A 17,580-nucleotide genomic window follows, 5' to 3' on the forward strand; every position below is an offset into this window, starting at 1 on the left:
AAAATATCTTCCTTTAAAACAATACTCTATTTTTAAAGCTAAATATCTTAACCATTGTTCTATGCGAAAGATAAATAACTTGTTTTTATCTCATGCACGGGAGACTATAATGGCATTTCACATTAAGGATTTTCAGACATACATATATATCATACTGATGGCAATCGGACTTACATTGTTCGTAATAAGCTCAAACGATCTTATATTTGGAAATAAGGTTCTGATAGACAACGGAATCACATTCAAGAGTGCCGGTCCCTGGAACTACTGGATTTTTACTCTAGGAATAATAATGACAATACTTTTTGTTTACCTTTATGCAAAAACAATGAGGGATGTGTCAAAATTCAGGCAACTTGTAGAAAGCGACAGCAAATACGGTTTTATTAAAAACATAAAAGAACTTGAGGCAATTTCGCAGCGCCTTGGAACAACTTATAAGGAAAGACTCGCAGAAGCCAAAGAAAGGTGGAAGATAAAATAACTCCAGAAAGGATTATTCGGAAAGGATTACTTTTACAAATTCAGGAAGCTGGGTTGCGCCTTTCAATACTGATGAATTGAAATATTTCCCAGATTTTATCTCCTCTCCTGATGGCTTCATTTCGCTATCTGACGACATTGTGAAAGACCAGAATCCACTTGGGTATGTTGGAATGAACGCAGTGTATACAATACTATGTTTAAATACGGATCTGGCAGAATTGTAAGCCATCTTGAGAGCCTTAGGTTGATAGAAAGGAGATCCTGACTGGGCCACAACTATGCCCCCCGGATTTATCCTGTTTTTGACATCCCGGTAGAAATCCTGGCCAAAGAGACCTTCGGCTGGACCTTCCGGGTCTGTCGAATCAACTATAATCAGATCGAATTTTTCAGCACTGGACTTCATGAATTTTATGCCGTCCTCTATCCTGAGGTCGACTTTAGGACTTGTAAATGAATCTGCAAGGTCAGGGAAATATTTTTTACAAACCTCAACCACCTGGTTATCAATCTCTATATTGATCACGCTTTCCAGCCCCATCTTAATAAGCTGCCCGGCAACTCCACCATCACCTCCACCTATGATCAGAGCCTTTCTCGGTGGTTTATCCATATGATAGAAGGGAAACATAGTGATCATCTCGTGGTAGACGAATTCATCCTTCTCTGTGAGCTGAACTGTACCGTCTATTGCAAGGAGCTTACCGAAATCATATGTGTCGAATACGTCGATTCTCTGATAATCAGTCTTGACTGAAAGTAGCTGATCACTTACTCTGAATGATAATTGCAAATTCTCTGAATACCTTTCCGAAAACCAGTTTTCTATGAGTTTCACGAAATGGAATATACTTAAAGTGTATTTTAAGAATTATGTAAAGAAGGATGTAAATTATGAAAAGTTAAACGAAATTTTTCGTACTAATTATATTATGGAAAAGCTTATTTGTACCGATATATGGTAATTTTTAAATAGTTTAGACTATTTTTTAATATTCTAAAATTTTAATACTAAAAGTCATATATCCCTTAACTCCTTTTTCCTTGCGAATTAATAAATCGCCGATACAAATATTTTAATATAAGGAAGTATATTATCAAAGCGGAGGAATGACATGGTAGGAATAAGTGAACTTTCGAAAACCGTGTCCAAAAAGACAAACACAACCCAGAAGGTTGCCAGAAATGTTATAAAGACATTCCTGGACAGTGTTGTGTCCGAAACCGACAGAGGATCGAAAATCAATCTGGCGGGCTTTGGAATATTCGAGAGAAGGACTCAGATGGCAAGAAAGGCCAGAAACCCACAAACCAAGAAAATAATTGAGGTCCCTTCCAAGAAGAAGTTTGTTTTCAGGGCATCAAGCAAAGTAAAGTACAAGTAATTTTTACTTAACTTGCTTACCCATTTTGATTAATATTTTTAAAACAATTTGAATATTTAATTTTGTTTTTTTCATTTCAAACTATGTTATGTGGTATTTAGCAAAGGGAGATTTTCATCATATCCCTCGAAGCTTTTCCTGATTTTAGTTAGATATTTCCATGAGATTATCTGCAATGATCTTGAAACTGATGGCAATATCAAACTCTCTGATCTTTGCCCATCGAATTTTCTTACCATCTTTCCTACTCTCCATTCCGGGCTATTGTAATTTCTAAGGTAGCTATTGATCATAAAATTGTCATTTAAGGATCTATAAAAAATTTATTCCTAGTAGTCGGTCCATATATGGCCGACTGTCAAAGGAATACCAGACGTTCTTATTTTTATAAACAATATGAGGTTATAAATGATAGAACTTATTCAACTTATCAAGATCAGTGGCCTTCGTGATCAAAATTATTTGTAAGTAATTGAATTACGTTTAAAAACAGTAAAGTCAGATCTTGCTGAACTTCTTTTTTCTCTCCTTTGAAGAGTAGCCTGTTATGCTTTCAACCAAGTTGTTATATATTTTGATTGTCTGCGCGAAATCCTTGAAATTTTCATCATTTTCAGTTTCAATTGCCAGATTTTTCCCTTTTACCCATATTTCAAGTCTTTTAATTCCTGGAATTGACAGTTCAACACTGTTCTGTGATACTCTAACGTTTTCCGAGAATTCCCTGCACTTTGCAGCGATTGCTTCAATGGATGTGTCCATACCTTTTTTTACCGGATACTCCCGTGCCATGTTTAGGCCACCTGTTTTTTCATAGTTGCTTTTCTCTGAAGCTTTTTGGAAAGAGTCCTGAGGTATATGAGATACATGTACTGGGCATCATGTTCAAGAAGAGGTGATGATGAAATTATAGTTGAATCGCCCTGGTAATCTATAAGTGCCTCAGTAAGTGTCTCAAATTTGAGATCTCCATGTTTAATGGCAGTAAGTTTTGTCTCGTTGTTATCCTCATATTCAACTCCTGAAAATTCCATATAAAGATCGCCCTTTGAGTATTTTGAAAATTCACTTATCAGAGCCTCGAAATCCTTAATCTCTATTAGTGATCCCCCTGTAACTGCATGAACGTGTGGAAAATTCAAGATTGGTTCTATATTCTTCACTTTTTTAGAAATGGCCATCAGATCCTGGACTGTACCAAAAATTTCTGTTTTACCCGAGCATTCCACCCCAATATATGGATAGCCTTTTGATGGATTCAGTTCGGAAGAAATCTTTCCATAGAAATCAGTAGCCCTCTTAACAGCCATTTTCCTGTCTTTTGGATAAAACCCCGTGTGGGTAATAGTCCTCTTTGCATTCATTGCTTTTCCGATTATGAGTGACCATTTGAGATGGTTGTATGATTTGTCAGCCATTTCACTATCTGAAAGCATATCCATGTAATAGGGAGCATGAATGGAAAGCTGCACATCAAGCTCCTTGGCAAGTCTTCCTCCTTCGTCAAGATCGGAGTAATTTTTTGCCATATTCCAGAAAAGCTCCTGAACTATATCATCTTCCTCAATTATGTTGTCAATACCAATGCTGTTGTAGTTTCCGTCTTCATCCTGCCTCAGAATATCAACTATAATTGATGTGTCAACATCTCTTGGCGACAATCCGTTGTATTCCAGCGCAGGCCTCTCTTCTACATTTACCCTAAGAAGCTGGATCTCCAGTGCATTTAAACCGAGATTGTTTGCATCCTCAACTGATTCTATAAATGTCCTTCCCTTGCTTGTCAAGGGAATTCCAGCAACACCAAATCTGATCATAAATAAATCTATACCTTTCATGATTACAACTTATATAAGTTTATCAGAGCTAACACTGGCTAATTTCTGCCTAACAACTCCCCTCTGCTTCATGTTAATTAAATTTGGCTGAAACGTCCTTTGAATCGAAATATTGAATCATGAACAATTAGACAGAGATTATAATATAAAAATGCATTGTTTTCAGGAACCGGATACAGACTACCAAGTCTTAAATATTCCGAGAGCATACGATTGTGATGGTGGTAATCAAAAGGAACGGAATTTCTTACATTACATCCATTTCGAATAAATTAGGTGATCAATATGAATGTAGATCCAAATTTAACAAAATACATGATAAAAGCAAAGATAGCTACGGATGGGGTGGTTGAGAAACCTGATGTAGTTGGAGCCATATTTGGCCAGACTGAAGGACTTCTCGGGGAGGAACTTGATTTAAGGGACCTCCAAAAAAGCGGCAAAATCGGTAGAATCGAAGTTGAGATAGATAGCAAAAAAGGGAGGACTGAAGGCTTCGCCCTCATACCATCTGGACTTGACCAGGTTGAGAGTTCAATTCTCGCAGCAGCACTTGAAACCATTGACCGGATTGGCCCATGCAAAGCAAAGGTTGAAATTGAGAATATCGAGGATGTAAGGATACAGAAAAGGCAAAAAGTCATAGAGAGGGCTGAAGCACTTTATAAGAAGATGAGCGACAGCGGCAAAAGCGTCAGTGAAAGTATAGTCAACTCCGTTAGGGAAGAGGTTGAAAAGGGTGAGATCATATCTTATGGAGAGGAGAGGCTTCCTGCCGGTCCAGCCATAAAGGATTCTGATTCAATAATAGTTGTTGAAGGCAGGAGCGACGTACTCAACCTTTTGAGATACGGGATAAAGAACACAATTGCAGTACAGGGCACAAACATACCTAAGACTGTGCAAAAACTTTCAAGAGAAAGAACTGTTACTGTTTTCCTGGATGGAGACCGTGGAGGAGACCTTATTTTAAAGGAAATGCTTCAGGTGGCTGAAATAGATTTTGTATCGAGAGCACCACCTGGAACTGAAGTAGAGGAACTGACCTACAAACAGATAGTCAAAGCTTTGAGATACAAGACTCCAGTTGAACAGTATCTTTCTATGAGGGGAATGAGCGAGGAGCTCAAAGAACTTGTTCAAAAAAATGCTGCAGAATCCGGAAAGAATGGAAAGAAACAGCTAGAGATGCCTGCTGAGGAACCAAAACCGGAGAGAAAAGACAGGCAGGAGGAGAAGCGGGAACAGAGACGGGAGGAAAGAAGAGAAGAGAGAGAGGCTGAACCGGAACCAAAAGAAGTTGCGATAGAGGATGTTCCGGGATTTGTTGACCTTCAGAATCCAAAAGCCATTGAGAGAAAAGGAAATCTGTTGAATGAAAACAAACTCACAGAGATATATGGTGAGGATGGAAAGGCAATTGCAACGGTTCCACTTGCTGAAACAGTTGAGAAAATACCTGAAATAAAAGATGCAAAGACACTAATAACAGGAGGAGTCATTTCACAAAGGCTCATCGATATAGCTTATCAGGCTGGCATCAAAAACATTTATGGGGCAAGAATGGGGCACGTGACTAAGAAACCTGCGGAGGTAAGAGTGGTTTCATGGGAACACCATATGCAGGCATAGACCTGAAAAATCTGCCTGATACCTCGTACATAAAGATTCCTAAAAATCCTCTTGAGATGGTTATAGGCCAGGACGAAGCCGTTAAAATGGCCAAGGTAGCTGCAAAGCAACGGAGGCATCTGCTACTTGTAGGTCCGCCAGGTGTTGGCAAATCCATGATAGCACAATCAATTTCATTTTACATACCGCCACCCCAGGAAGAGATAAGAGTGGTTCACAATCCTCAGTATCCGGAAAGGCCTTTTATAGAAGTTAAAAGCAGAACGCAGATTGTGCAGGAAAAAGAAGAGATGAATATGGTAGAGGGGGATCTTTTAGACCCAAAGGATGTGCCAGTATCTGTAGCGGAAAGACTTGGGTTTAGATGCCAGAAGTGTGGATTCTATTCTTCTGCCTCCGAAAACACATGTCCCAACTGCAATAATCCAAAGGTGCAGACTGTTACACAGGGCCCATTCGGCGACGTTTTCAATGTCATTGGGGCAGCTTTTGGAGTCCAGAACAACACAGAAAAAGTCACTTCTACCAGAAAGATAGGGGAAAGGGAAGAAGTTATTGTTTATGAAAGGCATAATGACAAGATAAGAGTTCTGGACGAAAAGACACTGGAAAGAAAAAGAAAAATAGAGAAGAAGAGCCCCAGCAAAGTTATAGTGCCCATTGACAGAAAGCCTTTCATACTTGCAACAGGGGCAAGCGAGACTGAACTTCTTGGAGATGTGAGGCATGATCCTTATGGAGGACATCCTCAACTTGGAACACTTCCCTATGAAAGAGTTATTGCAGGTTCCGTGCACGAGGCACACGAAGGGGTCCTGTTCATTGATGAGATTTCCCACCTTGGGAACCTTCAGAGATTTATACTTACTGCAATGCAGGAAAGGCATTTTCCTATAACCGGAAGAAATCCTCAGAGCGCAGGGGCAAGCGTAAGAGTGGATAATGTACCTGCTGATTTCATACTTGTGGCAGCATGCAACATAAATGACCTGCAGTATATACTCAGTCCACTGAGGTCCAGAATTGTAGGTAGCGGATATGAAATACTGATGGAGGTAACAATGCCTGATAATCCCACAAATCGTATGAAATATCTGCAGTTTATAGCGCAGGAGATCATTATGGATGGCAAAATTCCCCATATGTCTATTGAAGCAGCAAATCTAATAGTCGAAGAGGGAAAACGCAGGGCAATGGAGATTGACAAAAAGGATAATGCACTGACATTGAGGCTTAGGGAACTTGGCGGTCTAGTTAGGGCTTCCGGTGATATTGCTGTTGGAGATGAGAGAGATCTCATTGAAAAGAATGATGTGATTGAAGCTTTGAAGACATACCTTCCAGTTGAAGAGAAGATAAAGAAATATTATGGAAATATGGGCGCAGCACTTTCCTCAGAGAACACACTTTCCCAGAAAGGAGAGGAATATTATGCAAACTACCACAATTTCAGGCAGGATCGTTCTTACGACTGATCTTTCTCCTTTAGTTAATTAGTTTATTAATTCTTTATTTACCTGGTAGTCCATATCCGTTTTTTCCTATTCGGGTAAAAATATGGTCAAAAAGTTTTATTTTGTTATAATACTCACCAGTCAAGGATACATAATGAAACTATCTTATCTTCTTGAAATGGAAAGCCCCGAGACACACTTTTTCAGGGTCACAATGACAATAGAGGACTATTCGGAAGACAACATGTCTGTCACAATGCCTGCTTGGACTCCCGGTTCATACGAGATAATGGACTTTGCAAGACATGTTAGAAAAATTAAGGCAGCTGCACTAACAGGTGAGAATATTGAACTTTCAAAGAAGGATAAATCAACCTGGAAGGTTGCAAACGGGGAGTTCAGAGATGTAAAGATCACCTATGAGGTATTTGCCCATGATCTTTCAGTACACACCAGCCATCTGGACTCTTCCCACGGGTACCTTAATGGTACCAACATATTCCTTTATATTGAAGGCTACAAAGATCAGACCGCAGAACTCATAATAAAACCCTGGGGGGACTGGAAGATCTCAACCGGCCTTGAAAAAGTGGGCGATTTCAGGTACAGGGCAACAAATTTTGATATACTTGTTGATTCACCTATAGAGATAGGGAACCACAGAAGCCTGTTTTTCAATGTAGAAGGAAAGGAACATGAAATAGTTCTTTACGGACATGGAAATGAGAATGAGGAAAAGATCAAAGCAGATATTCATAAGACAGTGGAGGCCTATCTGAAAATATTTGGGCATCTTCCTTACAAGAGATATGTATTCATATTCCACCTTCTTTCTGAGGAAGATAGCGGTGGTGGTCTGGAACACCTGAATTCCACAACAATAGATGTTGACAGATTCACATTTGCCCCATTTGAGAGTTACAAGAAATTTCTCAGCGTGGTCTCTCATGAATATTTCCATCTCTGGAATGTAAAGAGAATCAGGCCAGCTGAACTGGGACCATTTAACTACAAGGAGGAGAATTACACCTCTATGCTTTGGATGGCAGAGGGTTTTACCAACTATTATGGCAGGATGATGCTTTTAAGATCCGGACTTCTTACACAGAAGGATTTCTTAAAGAACTTTATGGAAACTGTTAGATTTTATGAAATGCAGCCTGGGAGACTGATTACATCAGCCTATGAATCCTCCTTTGATGCGTGGATAAAACTTTACAGGCCTGGACCAAACAACTTTAACAGCTATATTTCGTATTATACAAAAGGTGACATGCTGGGGTTCCTTTTAAATGTAAGAATGATTGAAGCAACAAAGGGACAGAAGAGCCTCGATGATCTTTACAGACACCTGTTTGACAAGTACAACAAGGATGGGAAAGGATATACAGAGAAGGACCTGCTTCTTGCCATCAGGGAGGTGACAGGCACAGACTTCACTGACTTTTATGCAAGATTTGTGAAATCAACAGATCCCATTGATTTCCAGAGTGAACTGGAAAAGCTTGGAATAAGTATTAAAAAGGGCTTCCGAAATGCTGAGGAGTTTCCGGAAGGATCGCCATACCTGGGATCAATATTTAGAAATGGTTCAAGGAACACTGTTGAAACTGTAATAGAGGGGTCCCCTGCATTCAAGTCGGGTCTCAGCCCAGGTGACGAGGTAGTGGCAATAAATGGATACAGGTTTTCTGACAGATTCCTGAAACCTATCAGAGAGGATTACAAAAAACTAAAGGTTGAGAAACTCACGGATTTCAGATCAGGAGAAACTGTAAGAATTCACCTTTTCAGGAAAGGCATCCTTATGGATATTGAGACGAAACTGGAGGATCCCATTCCAGATCTCTATGAAGCGGTTATTAGGGACGCACCCACAGAAAGACAGAAACTCTTTTTGGATAAATTCCTGAAGGGATGAGTCCCATATTTTTTAAATTTTGACATTTTTATTATCTCTCAAAACCGTTTAAGCTATATAGTTTAAACAATTAGACATAGTGGAATGCTGCTTATTCTGGAGGAATATTTTAAGGATTATCCCGTGAAGAGGAAGATTGTTGAAGGGATGTACTCCAGAGGAATCTCTGTAAACCAGGGATGCCTATATCTAAGAGATATAGAGATACCTATAAGCGAATTTGCCAAGGCGCTAAATGTTAACAGGAGAACAGTATACGATACAATAAAGCTCATTGAGGGGAGAGAGGAGATAAGATCAGTGATGTCGCTTATTGATTCTGCGCCAGACATATGCAGGATAGCTCCCCTTATGGGAGATCAGGTTGTAACAATTCGTGCAAAGCAAGGCTATTTTTCAAAGGTTCTCAACGGATCAATGGATACCTTCAGAAAGTATGGATGCTACATGAAGGAACTTTATGGTAGGAACTCTTACAAAGATGAAACAATTATAAGGGCCATATTCCACAAATCAGTACCTGCAAAGGTTTTTGCCGAGTTAGAGAAAATAGATGGGGTCAGGCAGATAATTATGAGTTCCCCCTCGGATAATCCGGATTATCTGTTATGCGAGAAATGCCTGGTAAAAATATGCCCAAGCAAATTATCAAGCGATCTTCAGCAGGAAGAGTACATCTGATCAGTTCTGATTAATGATGATTTTATCTAAATAAAAGTTCAAGTAAATGATTTTCAAACCAGTTATTTTGGATTCCAGACAAACGGATATTCAACGGTATTTGCTTTTTAAGGCTTAATGCTTATTTTGCATACCTCTTTTTTCAATACATCCATAATTTTTTCCGGATCTCTTTTAGGAATAGGTTTAGTCATGGAGATGTATCTGGAAGAATATCTGAACCTATGGGCAAAATTTTCCAGGATTACAGTATCTTTGTCCCGATATATAAGTATTTTTATGGAGGTTTAAAAACCTCTGATATGACTGAATCCTTCCTGCGTTTTAAAAAACTCCTTGAATCCACCCTTTAACCCATCTTGTCAGAGATTTCAGTGAAAATCCTAATAATCTCTTTTCTCCGCCCCATCCTCAGATTAGTGTTCCTTGACTATGGGCATTACCATTTCTCTTGTAACTCTACCAGCCACCAGCATTACTTTCCTGTTATCCTTAATCAGGTAAAAGAGGTACAGTAATAAGGTAGCGTCAAAACTAGAGTCCAGGAAAGAATGTTTTCTTGCATCTCCCATCACAAGATGCTGCAGTTTTTTTCTCTTGCCTTTTCAAGCATTCTTACCGATATTTCTGTGGCTGTAACATCAAATCCATTCATCTGTAAGGAAATGGCTATTCCGCCTGTTCCTACACCACTCTCGCGAACAGATTTTGACCCGTTAGTTGCGTTATGATTGCATGGATCTGCTCATTTAAGGGTGATCTGCGTGTCCTGTCATAAAATTCAGCTAGTTGAACAGATTACGATTCTTAATTTTCCATGTTTATAAATCCAGACGCTCTATTTAACCAAATTGATGGAAAAATCTAATTTCTCAAGGGGAATGAATGAAAGCCAAATAGATTATGGCATAAACCTTATTTGAATTGGCGAAGGGAATTATCTTGAAGCAACTTCCTGAAGCTAGTCGGGGTGAAGAGAAGGAATTATCACTCAAGCTTCCCCTAATGCCTTCTCGGGGATCAGAAATTTTCAGCATTAAGTTGTTTTCCTCCATAGTTTCAAAGTTTCTCGTATGGATGGTATCATAGATACATATCAATGGGATCTTGACAATGTCGATCAACACAAAATATTTTATACTATAATTTATACATATTAATCGTGGACGATCATCGAAGAGTGGTTATTCACAGGCTATACGATATCCTTGCCAAGGAAGGTTTCAAAGTCTCAGAGCCCGAATTGAAAGGGTTAGTGAGCTTTGACATAGTCGCCAAGAGAGAAGATCAGAAATTTATTTTGAAGGTACTTCAGAACATTGACACACTTCGTTTAGCAAATGCTGTAGAACTTCAGAAGTTTTCCAAAATAACAGGTGCCGCAGCTATGGTTGTTGGAGAAAAATGCGGAAGTGGCAATCTTGAACAGGGCGTTGTATATTACAGGCACGGTGTTCCCATATTGTCCCTTGACACATTTGCAGATTATATGAAAGGGGATCAGCTCTATGTCTATTCTGGACCTGGAGGATTTTACATATCAATAAACGGAATGGAGCTACACAGATCGAGAGAAAAGAGTGGAATGTCAATAGGAAACCTCTCTAAAAGAGTGGGAATTTCCAGAAGATCAATCTCTCTTTACGAATCTGGAAACGCTGCGACTGTTGATATTTTCCTGAAGCTGGAGGAGATACTGAGAACAGATTTCAGGAAAGCAATAGATCTTTTTAACGTTGAGATGATCAGATCTTCTGAGGAGATAAGGAACCAAGATCCCTTTGTCAGCGAATTTGAAGGCATAATAAGGAGAACTGGCTATATGTATGAATCCATGAACAGATCTCCCTTTGACGTTGTTGTATTCGAAACCATAAAAGCACTGATGCTGGTGGGACTCTTTGAGAATGTTCTTTCCAGGCCGGAAAGAGCAAATGCAATAAAAAATGTCAGTGACATATTTGAGCAGCAGCCCCTGATAATAACCAGGGAAGAGACAAGCAAAGATAACCTTGGTGGTTGCCCCCTGGTTACATTGAACGAACTTAAAAAAGCATACGATCCAGATGATTTAATAAGATTATTGCATAGCAAGAAGAGTGCAGTGTCATAATGCTTTACCAGGTTTTTGAGTATAACAGCAACAGATATTTCTATCTTTTTGTCGGAATCAAAGGGCTCATAAGGGACGGAAAGAGCCTTCGGGATGCTTTGAGGGTCCATACCCCTGACCAGCTTAGCGTAAGTCTTTCACCTGAAGAGGTTGAGGGAATGAAGGCTTTTTTGGATGACCCATTTGAAATGAATCTATCTGATTTTGAGATCGTATACGGGCTGAGGCTTTCCGTTTATGGAGAAATTATGACTCCATCTCCATGCTATATAGAGATAATCAGGTATGCCAAAGAAAATAGTGTTCCTGTTGAAGCCCTTGACCTGAATGAATACGATTTTTCAAAAACATATACCCGGCATGTAAAAACTTTCACTCTGATCAGGCATTCTTTGAGAAAGAAAAAGATAATGAAGATGGATCTTAAAGATACCTCTGCAGAAGATTTTGTCATAAAGTGGAATAATGAAGTGAACAGAATAAAGGGTATTGGAAGGGTGGAAAAGATCAGGTCCCAGTACGTTGCAGAGTCACTGCTTAAGGAGAACCTCAAAGGAAAAAGGCATTTTGCCTACATCGATCTGGAGTTCCTTGATGAAACAAGAGATTTACTGGAAAAAAATGGATACAAATTTGAGAAAGTTCTATAGCTTTCCCTTGAAAATCATATATATTTCCCTGCTGCCATGTCTTGATGCTCTTGTATTGGTAATTCTTGAAAATCTGTAAGAATCCTTCCATTTCCTGAAGAGGTCCTGAGTCATGTCCCCCTGAAAATGTTTGAAGACGCAGGAACCTCCAGTGGAGAGAAAAATATTTGCTATTTCCATCACCCTGTTCCCTATCATGTAGGATGCTGAGTGATCTATGCTTCCATTCCCGCTTGTCTTTACCATGGCATCCGAGAGAACAGCCTGAAAACTTTCTTTTCCTAGGACCTTGAGAGTGTCTCTTATCCTGTCTATTAGCTGATCCCCCATAATATCGGCCTTAAGAAAAATGACATTGTCCATGTATTTCATTGGAGATATGTCAACAGCAACAACAGATTTTCCGGTTACCTCAGCGATATACTTTGTCCAGCCTCCGGGTGAAGATCCAATTTCAAGCACATGTTCCCCTGGGCCTATTATTCCAAATTTCCTTTGAAGTTCCTTAAGTTTATACGCTGCCCTGCTGGCATAGTTTTCTGATTTTGCCCTGTAATAGTAAGTATCCTTTCTCTCTAACATGGTATCAGTTTTCGCCTATGAATTTCCGGTATTCATCAGGCGACAACCCTTTTCTTTCTATGTTTTCAGTTGTTTTTATCTTAACCATCCAGTTTGAATATGAATCCTTGTTTATGAGTTCTGGCTTATCTGAAAGGCTGCTGTTCACAGTTACAATTTCGCCTGATACGGGGGTAAAAACATCTTCTGCTGATTTGACGGACTCTACTGTGAGCAGAACCTCCCCCTCTTTTTTTGAAGTACCTTCCTTGGGAAGATCTATGTAAACTATATCTGTAAGCTGTTTCTGCGCAAAATCTGTTATCCCAACAGTTACTGTTGTACCTTCAGCCTTCATCCATTCATGAGTCTTGGTGTATCTTAAATCATTTGGAACATGAGACATAAGCTGTTATGAAAAAAGATTATTTAACTTTAATCTGTTGGTATGCTTGTGAGATGTTTTATCGCTTCCCCTATACCCATAGACGGTGAGATATACAGCCTTTTGAAACAGGTCTCCATGTTTCCCTCATTAAGGGTACCTAATACAGAGAATCTTCATCTGACATATCTCTTTCTGGGTGAGATTGATGAGAAAAAAGCGGTGGACATTTCAGAATCTATCATAAAACCGGCATTGAAGAGAGTGGAATCCGGTTTTTCTAGAATAACTGTATTCCCTGATGCATCACGTCCTAGGGTACTGGTTCTACTGCTCCATAACCCTGAAATAATTGGGATATACCGATCAATCAGTGAAATTCTACCTCAGTTTGCATCCGGTTCAAAAAAATTCCTCCCTCATGTCACCATTGGTAGATTTGGGAAAAATGCTGTTATGCCTGACATAAATAAACTAAAAATCCCGGAAAAGAAAGTTTTAATCGCCAGAATCTGCCTTTACAAAAGTACACTGACAGAGTCCGGACCTGTGTACAAAGATATAGCCTGCAATCAGCTGATATAGGTCATCTTTTCTCTGTCCATATGATCCTTCTTCTTGGGTTTTAAAAGTTCCTCATCACTGAACTCAATTGCAATGAGACCTGATACAGGAATGAGTCTGAGTATTGACTTCTTCCCGTCTTCGCCCTTTACTCTGAAACATATGGCTCCTTCCTCACCAAGAAGAGTATATCCTATGAATTCCCCCTCGGTCTTCATGGGTTCCTCTTTTCCACTATTTGAAATAACTGTGTAGCTTCCACCTTTCTTGATCTCTATTACATCCATTGTTAAAAGCGCCTCCATTACGGAAGAAATATTAGTTTTAGCCATTATTGCCCCCTTCTACCTTAATGTTGTTTCTTATTAATAACTTGATCAGTTCAATGCCGGGACTGTGTGAGTTCCACAATATGCCTGACGGATTTGCCGTAATTATCAAGTGCCATTTTTACGTTTACTTCAACCCAGCTCCATGCTCTTACAAGGTCTCCGGATCTCAGTCGGTATTTCTTGGTTTTTCCCTCCTGCAGCTCTTCCAACAGATCCATAGATTTCAGCTTGTTCATGTGCCTGTAAAGTGTTGTTCTGCTTGTTTTTAAAAATGCCAGCAGCTCATCTCCAGTCCAGTATCTCTGTGGGTTCATTAGAAAGCAATCCTTGAAAAGGCGGAAATATGCAGCCTTTGAGATTGTGGCAAAATCCGTAAACGGTTTCAGTCTTGGTATATATCCAATATCTGACAGGAAATATGCAATATTCTTGTCCAGATCTTCATCCAGTATCCTGCTCGGTGTTGAAACAATTGTCATCTTAAACATATTTCTATTTGGAATAACGGTTAACATCTTATAAAGATATTTTCAGAAAGGAGATGACAATTTACCCTCTGCCATATGGAAACATCTTCCTGCAACTTTGATGCCCTCAATGGAATCTCCTGCAATACGGCCTCTAACTCTCATCATACTTGGTCTGCCTATTTCAAATCCCTGCTCTATCCATCCATAATTCATGCTTTTCAGGATTCCGTGTTTAAGCATGTATGCCGCTGCTGGGCCTGCGGCGGATCCGGTTGCAGGATCTTCCCCTTTTTCATAGATCATTCTTGCATGGAGAACAGCAGACGGGGAAAGTGTTTGACGAGAAACCAAGTAAAAATGCATTGCACCATGATCTTTCAGGTATTGCCATGATCGGTCACTGGTGATCTTGAGTGCTGCAAGGTCCTGGAGATTTCTTATGGGTACAATGACAAAAGTATTCCCTGTGGATACAGTTTCAACAGGCAGTTCCGGATCAATGATCCCGGCATTTATGCCAATAGATTGGGAAATATCTTCTTTTGAGTGGGTTTCCATAAATTCCGGTTTCCCCTGTTCCATCTCAAAAAATTGACCTTTTCCTGAATTCTCTATGTTTACCAATTTATCCCCGATTCCAAGTTTAAGAGTTAATGATTTGATATTTTTTCCCCTCGCAATGACTGATGCTGTTCCAATTGAAGGATGACCTGCAAATTTCATCTCACCTTCGAGACCGAAAATCCTAACTGGAATAGGAAGATTAACATTATTATTTCTTCTAATGAAAGTAGTTTCTGAAAATCCAAATTCTCTCGTGACTGCCATCATCTGTTCTGTGGTTAGATCAATATCGGTCCTAACAACTGCAAGCTGATTGCCCTCAAATGGGCGTTCTGCAAATACATCAACGATTGTGAAATCCATTAAATTTTCCTTTAGATTATGGTTTTCTATGTTTTCCTGAGATTTCATAGAAGTATATTTTCCACAAGTTTAAAATTTGTTTTGTATTATAACCTGGAAGAATTGATGAAACATATTTCCTGCAGGGTTGCCTGCAATATTCACAGGGAACTTTCCGTTGGAGTGGTTTATCTTTGAGGGTGAATAAACCATTTGTTACCAGGGATGGAAACTGCAGAGTCATAACCTCGGTATTCGCTGGAACCCCTGATGATTTATTTCTGAAGATATCTCCACTACGGGATATAAGAGAAAGAATTTTTGAGATAAGATTTGATCTTTTTTCATATCATGAAATAAGAACTTTAAATGAAATCCTTGGTTACATGAAGATCAGGGAGGCCCCATTTATCTTCACATACCGAACTGAAGATATTGATGATGCCAGAGAGAAATACATTTTGGCCGCTGAAAACGGGGCACTTGCGGTGGATCTTGATATTGCCCTTAAGGATCTGATAGAAGATTTCACTGGTAGGGTGCCAGTCATACTGTCCTTCCATGGCGATGGGAAATGGGTACTGAAGAACGTTATAGGAATGATGGAGGATTCAAATGCAGATTCTTACAAGCTTGCCAACTTTTATGAAAATTTGACAGGCTTCACTGAAGATCTTGCCATAATATCCAGATTCAGGCAAAAAGTTGAAAACCCCTTATCTTTCATTCCTATGGGAAAAGGAAACGAAATTCTCAGAGTTGCATCGGCCTGCCTTGTGTCAGATTTTGCATATTCAAAACTGGATGCTGAATCTGCTCCCGGCCAGTTGACCTACCGTGAGATGAGTTCCCTGATCAATACCTGCATGAGTCTCAGGCAGAAGAGATGATTGCTATGAGTCCGGTTGTTATAAACTCTATGGCTATTGAAGCAAGAAGAAGCCCCATTATCCTGGAGATTATCAACGATCCGGTCCTTCCCAGTCTTGTAAAAAGGGGAAGAGAAAACCGGAGAATTATATAGGACATAACCATCACTGTAATTATTGCAAGTACCACCATTAACCTGTCTAACACTATGGTGGTTTTTGAATTGAAGAAAATTATAGCTGTTGTTATGCTTCCAGGACCTGCAAGAAGTGGTGTACCAATAGGGACAATTCCTATGCTCTCCTTTTCCATGGACTCCTCCTGTTCAGCACCTGTAAGTTTTGTGTTGGAGGTCTTCCCCTGAAGCATGTCGAATGCTACCTTGAACAGAAGAATGCCCCCCGCAACCTTAAAATCTGAAATATCTATTCCGAGTACAAGGAAAACGTATATACCTACCAGCATAAAGCCAAGAATCATTCCAGATGCAACCAGAACGCTCCGATCCACAACTCGAACTCTTTCCTTTAAGGTATAACCTTCAGTAAGGGCGATTAGTGTTGGAATGGCACCTATGGGGTTAAGAATTGCAAAAACTGTCGTCAAAACAGTAACGTAGAACAAAATGGGAGAGAGTAGATCCGCCATTACCTCTGGGATAACTTCTTGAATATTATTAAGTTTCTTTGTAATTGCCTTTACTTTTGTAATGTACAAAGTAAAGTTAATATAAGCAAAATCAATTCTACATTATGGAAAATGCACAGGAAAAAACAATTTCACAGTGGAATCTTGATGGATCTCATTCGCAGGCAGATTTTGCTGTTAGACACATGATGATATCAACAGTAAAAGGTACTTTTGAAAAGATCAGGGGAACCCTTACTGGAGAACCAACTGATCTCGAAAATGCAAAGGTAGACATAAGAATAGAAACGGGGTCAGTATCAACAAGAGATGACAAAAGAGATGAACACCTTAAGTCGCAGGACTTCTTTTACGTTGAAAAATATCCTGAAATGAAATTTGTAAGCAAAAAGATAAAAAAGAAAGGCAAAGAAGATTTTGAGATAACAGGCGATCTTACCATCCGCGATGTAACAAAGGAAGTTACCCTCACCGGGCCTCTTGAAGGACCCATCAAAGACCCATATGGCTTTGAAAGGTTTGGAGTCAGTACCGAAGGTTCAATAGACAGATCTCAGTGGGGACTGAAGTGGAACAGTGCTCTGGAAACTGGTGGAGTCATGGTTGGAGACAAAGTAAAGATCTCCGTAAACATTGAAGCTGTCAGAAAGAAATAGCAATTTAGTTCCAAAAGAATTTTTTTTA

Annotated in this window: 22 protein-coding genes; 11 read left to right on the top strand and 11 right to left on the bottom strand. The window is 39.5% G+C overall.

Annotated elements, in window-relative coordinates; genetic code table 11:
* Positions 1-109: 109 nt before the first annotated feature.
* The gene (locus OXIME_RS06565; protein ID WP_393971050.1) at positions 110-484 is read left to right on the top strand and encodes a DUF3198 domain-containing protein; all 375 of its coding nucleotides are present in this window, start codon (positions 110-112) and stop codon (positions 482-484) included.
* Between the two features lie 12 nt (positions 485-496).
* Here the strand turns inward: OXIME_RS06565 and speE are convergent, their stop codons facing one another.
* Positions 497-1,324, bottom strand: coding sequence for a polyamine aminopropyltransferase (gene speE / locus OXIME_RS06570; RefSeq protein ID WP_393971051.1), 828 nt, complete (start codon positions 1,322-1,324; stop codon positions 497-499).
* A gap of 277 nt (positions 1,325-1,601) precedes the next feature.
* Here speE and OXIME_RS06575 point away from each other — a divergent pair, with 277 nt between their 5' ends.
* Positions 1,602-1,871: an HU family DNA-binding protein gene (locus tag OXIME_RS06575; RefSeq protein ID WP_393971052.1), complete on the top strand. Its 270-nt coding sequence runs from the start codon at positions 1,602-1,604 to the stop codon at positions 1,869-1,871.
* Between the two features lie 86 nt (positions 1,872-1,957).
* Here OXIME_RS06575 and OXIME_RS06580 read toward each other — a convergent pair whose 3' ends face one another.
* The 3 genes from OXIME_RS06580 to OXIME_RS06590 form a co-directional block, all read right to left on the bottom strand.
* Positions 1,958-2,164: a hypothetical protein gene (locus tag OXIME_RS06580; protein ID WP_393971053.1), complete on the bottom strand. Its 207-nt coding sequence runs from the start codon at positions 2,162-2,164 to the stop codon at positions 1,958-1,960.
* Between the two features lie 205 nt (positions 2,165-2,369).
* Positions 2,370-2,663 (bottom strand): DUF5611 family protein, encoded by a 294-nt coding sequence (locus OXIME_RS06585; RefSeq protein ID WP_393971054.1) that lies wholly within the window; start codon positions 2,661-2,663, stop codon positions 2,370-2,372.
* A gap of 2 nt (positions 2,664-2,665) precedes the next feature.
* On the bottom strand, positions 2,666-3,688 hold the full coding sequence (locus OXIME_RS06590; RefSeq protein ID WP_393971055.1) for a TIM barrel protein: 1,023 nt from the start codon (positions 3,686-3,688) through the stop codon (positions 2,666-2,668).
* Between the two features lie 306 nt (positions 3,689-3,994).
* Here OXIME_RS06590 and dnaG point away from each other — a divergent pair, with 306 nt between their 5' ends.
* From dnaG to OXIME_RS06610, 4 genes are all read left to right on the top strand, one after another.
* Entirely contained in the window at positions 3,995-5,341 is a 1,347-nt protein-coding gene (gene dnaG, locus OXIME_RS06595; protein ID WP_393971056.1) for a DNA primase DnaG, read from the top strand.
* The gene (locus OXIME_RS06600; protein WP_393971057.1) at positions 5,317-6,816 is read left to right on the top strand and encodes an ATP-binding protein; all 1,500 of its coding nucleotides are present in this window, start codon (positions 5,317-5,319) and stop codon (positions 6,814-6,816) included. Before dnaG ends, OXIME_RS06600 begins: the two co-directional genes overlap by 25 nt.
* An 82-nt stretch (positions 6,817-6,898) precedes the next feature.
* Positions 6,899-8,716, top strand: coding sequence for a M61 family metallopeptidase (locus OXIME_RS06605; RefSeq protein WP_393971058.1), 1,818 nt, complete (start codon positions 6,899-6,901; stop codon positions 8,714-8,716).
* Positions 8,717-8,800: 84 nt separating this feature from the next.
* On the top strand, positions 8,801-9,397 hold the full coding sequence (locus tag OXIME_RS06610; protein WP_393971059.1) for a regulator: 597 nt from the start codon (positions 8,801-8,803) through the stop codon (positions 9,395-9,397).
* A 416-nt stretch (positions 9,398-9,813) separates the two neighbouring features.
* Here OXIME_RS06610 and OXIME_RS06615 read toward each other — a convergent pair whose 3' ends face one another.
* Complete coding sequence (locus OXIME_RS06615; protein ID WP_393971060.1) at positions 9,814-9,969, bottom strand: hypothetical protein; 156 nt, start codon at positions 9,967-9,969, stop codon at positions 9,814-9,816.
* A 590-nt stretch (positions 9,970-10,559) separates the two neighbouring features.
* On the opposite strand from OXIME_RS06615, the gene OXIME_RS06620 reads away from it, so the two are divergent.
* The gene (locus tag OXIME_RS06620) at positions 10,560-11,510 is read left to right on the top strand and encodes a transcriptional regulator (RefSeq protein ID WP_393971061.1); all 951 of its coding nucleotides are present in this window, start codon (positions 10,560-10,562) and stop codon (positions 11,508-11,510) included.
* Positions 11,510-12,160, top strand: coding sequence for a hypothetical protein (locus tag OXIME_RS06625; protein WP_393971062.1), 651 nt, complete (start codon positions 11,510-11,512; stop codon positions 12,158-12,160). The genes OXIME_RS06620 and OXIME_RS06625 overlap by 1 nt, the downstream gene beginning before the upstream one ends.
* Here OXIME_RS06625 and OXIME_RS06630 read toward each other — a convergent pair.
* Both OXIME_RS06630 and gcvH read right to left on the bottom strand, forming a co-directional pair.
* Positions 12,155-12,742 carry an SAM-dependent methyltransferase gene (locus OXIME_RS06630; RefSeq protein WP_393971063.1) on the bottom strand — a complete coding sequence of 196 codons (588 nt, stop codon included), beginning with the start codon at positions 12,740-12,742 and terminating at the stop codon, positions 12,155-12,157. The two genes, OXIME_RS06625 and OXIME_RS06630, sit on opposite strands and share 6 nt — an antisense overlap.
* A gap of 4 nt (positions 12,743-12,746) precedes the next feature.
* Positions 12,747-13,127: a glycine cleavage system protein GcvH gene (gene gcvH, locus OXIME_RS06635; RefSeq protein ID WP_393971064.1), complete on the bottom strand. Its 381-nt coding sequence runs from the start codon at positions 13,125-13,127 to the stop codon at positions 12,747-12,749.
* A gap of 42 nt (positions 13,128-13,169) precedes the next feature.
* On the opposite strand from gcvH, the gene thpR reads away from it, so the two are divergent.
* Positions 13,170-13,691, top strand: coding sequence for an RNA 2',3'-cyclic phosphodiesterase (thpR, locus tag OXIME_RS06640; protein WP_393971065.1), 522 nt, complete (start codon positions 13,170-13,172; stop codon positions 13,689-13,691).
* Here the strand turns inward: thpR and OXIME_RS06645 are convergent.
* The 3 genes from OXIME_RS06645 to OXIME_RS06655 are packed head-to-tail and all read right to left on the bottom strand — an operon-like array spanning position 13,679 to position 15,447.
* Positions 13,679-14,002: a hypothetical protein gene (locus OXIME_RS06645; RefSeq protein WP_393971066.1), complete on the bottom strand. Its 324-nt coding sequence runs from the start codon at positions 14,000-14,002 to the stop codon at positions 13,679-13,681. The genes thpR and OXIME_RS06645 overlap by 13 nt on opposite strands.
* Positions 14,003-14,052: 50 nt before the next feature.
* Positions 14,053-14,490, bottom strand: coding sequence for a winged helix-turn-helix domain-containing protein (locus OXIME_RS06650; protein WP_393971067.1), 438 nt, complete (start codon positions 14,488-14,490; stop codon positions 14,053-14,055).
* Between the two features lie 42 nt (positions 14,491-14,532).
* On the bottom strand, positions 14,533-15,447 hold the full coding sequence (locus OXIME_RS06655) for a PhzF family phenazine biosynthesis protein (protein ID WP_393971068.1): 915 nt from the start codon (positions 15,445-15,447) through the stop codon (positions 14,533-14,535).
* 131 nt (positions 15,448-15,578) lie between these two features.
* Here OXIME_RS06655 and OXIME_RS06660 point away from each other — a divergent pair, with 131 nt between their 5' ends.
* Positions 15,579-16,268 carry a type I 3-dehydroquinate dehydratase gene (locus OXIME_RS06660; protein ID WP_393972259.1) on the top strand — a complete coding sequence of 230 codons (690 nt, stop codon included), beginning with the start codon at positions 15,579-15,581 and terminating at the stop codon, positions 16,266-16,268.
* On the opposite strand, the gene OXIME_RS06665 is transcribed toward OXIME_RS06660, so the two are convergent.
* Positions 16,252-16,965 carry a MarC family protein gene (locus tag OXIME_RS06665; RefSeq protein WP_393971069.1) on the bottom strand — a complete coding sequence of 238 codons (714 nt, stop codon included), beginning with the start codon at positions 16,963-16,965 and terminating at the stop codon, positions 16,252-16,254. The genes OXIME_RS06660 and OXIME_RS06665 overlap by 17 nt on opposite strands.
* 35 nt (positions 16,966-17,000) lie before the next feature.
* On the opposite strand from OXIME_RS06665, the gene OXIME_RS06670 reads away from it, so the two are divergent.
* Positions 17,001-17,552 carry a YceI family protein gene (locus OXIME_RS06670; RefSeq protein WP_393971070.1) on the top strand — a complete coding sequence of 184 codons (552 nt, stop codon included), beginning with the start codon at positions 17,001-17,003 and terminating at the stop codon, positions 17,550-17,552.
* Positions 17,553-17,580 lie beyond the last annotated feature (28 nt).

Origin of the sequence: Oxyplasma meridianum, assembly GCF_038024865.1 — an archaeon.
In the GTDB taxonomy this organism is placed as follows: Archaea; Thermoplasmatota; Thermoplasmata; order Thermoplasmatales; family Thermoplasmataceae; genus Oxyplasma; species Oxyplasma meridianum.

Excerpts from the sequence above, each read along its gene's own strand:
- OXIME_RS06645 (WP_393971066.1), bottom strand. The coding sequence starts at position 14,002 with ATGGCTAAAACTAATATTTCTTCCGTAATGGAGGCGCTTTTAACAATG.
- OXIME_RS06600 (WP_393971057.1), top strand. The coding sequence starts at position 5,317 with ATGGGAACACCATATGCAGGCATAGACCTGAAAAATCTGCCTGATACC.
- OXIME_RS06655 (WP_393971068.1), bottom strand. The coding sequence starts at position 15,447 with ATGAAATCTCAGGAAAACATAGAAAACCATAATCTAAAGGAAAATTTA.
- OXIME_RS06670 (WP_393971070.1), top strand. The coding sequence starts at position 17,001 with ATGGAAAATGCACAGGAAAAAACAATTTCACAGTGGAATCTTGATGGA.
- OXIME_RS06625 (WP_393971062.1), top strand. The coding sequence starts at position 11,510 with ATGCTTTACCAGGTTTTTGAGTATAACAGCAACAGATATTTCTATCTT.
- dnaG (WP_393971056.1), top strand. The coding sequence starts at position 3,995 with ATGAATGTAGATCCAAATTTAACAAAATACATGATAAAAGCAAAGATA.
- OXIME_RS06565 (WP_393971050.1), top strand. The coding sequence starts at position 110 with ATGGCATTTCACATTAAGGATTTTCAGACATACATATATATCATACTG.
- OXIME_RS06590 (WP_393971055.1), bottom strand. The coding sequence starts at position 3,688 with ATGATCAGATTTGGTGTTGCTGGAATTCCCTTGACAAGCAAGGGAAGG.
- OXIME_RS06615 (WP_393971060.1), bottom strand. The coding sequence starts at position 9,969 with ATGGGAGATGCAAGAAAACATTCTTTCCTGGACTCTAGTTTTGACGCT.
- OXIME_RS06585 (WP_393971054.1), bottom strand. The coding sequence starts at position 2,663 with ATGGCACGGGAGTATCCGGTAAAAAAAGGTATGGACACATCCATTGAA.
- thpR (WP_393971065.1), top strand. The coding sequence starts at position 13,170 with ATGCTTGTGAGATGTTTTATCGCTTCCCCTATACCCATAGACGGTGAG.
- OXIME_RS06575 (WP_393971052.1), top strand. The coding sequence starts at position 1,602 with ATGGTAGGAATAAGTGAACTTTCGAAAACCGTGTCCAAAAAGACAAAC.
- OXIME_RS06580 (WP_393971053.1), bottom strand. The coding sequence starts at position 2,164 with ATGATCAATAGCTACCTTAGAAATTACAATAGCCCGGAATGGAGAGTA.
- OXIME_RS06605 (WP_393971058.1), top strand. The coding sequence starts at position 6,899 with ATGGTCAAAAAGTTTTATTTTGTTATAATACTCACCAGTCAAGGATAC.
- gcvH (WP_393971064.1), bottom strand. The coding sequence starts at position 13,127 with ATGTCTCATGTTCCAAATGATTTAAGATACACCAAGACTCATGAATGG.
- OXIME_RS06630 (WP_393971063.1), bottom strand. The coding sequence starts at position 12,742 with ATGTTAGAGAGAAAGGATACTTACTATTACAGGGCAAAATCAGAAAAC.
- OXIME_RS06650 (WP_393971067.1), bottom strand. The coding sequence starts at position 14,490 with ATGTTTAAGATGACAATTGTTTCAACACCGAGCAGGATACTGGATGAA.
- OXIME_RS06610 (WP_393971059.1), top strand. The coding sequence starts at position 8,801 with ATGCTGCTTATTCTGGAGGAATATTTTAAGGATTATCCCGTGAAGAGG.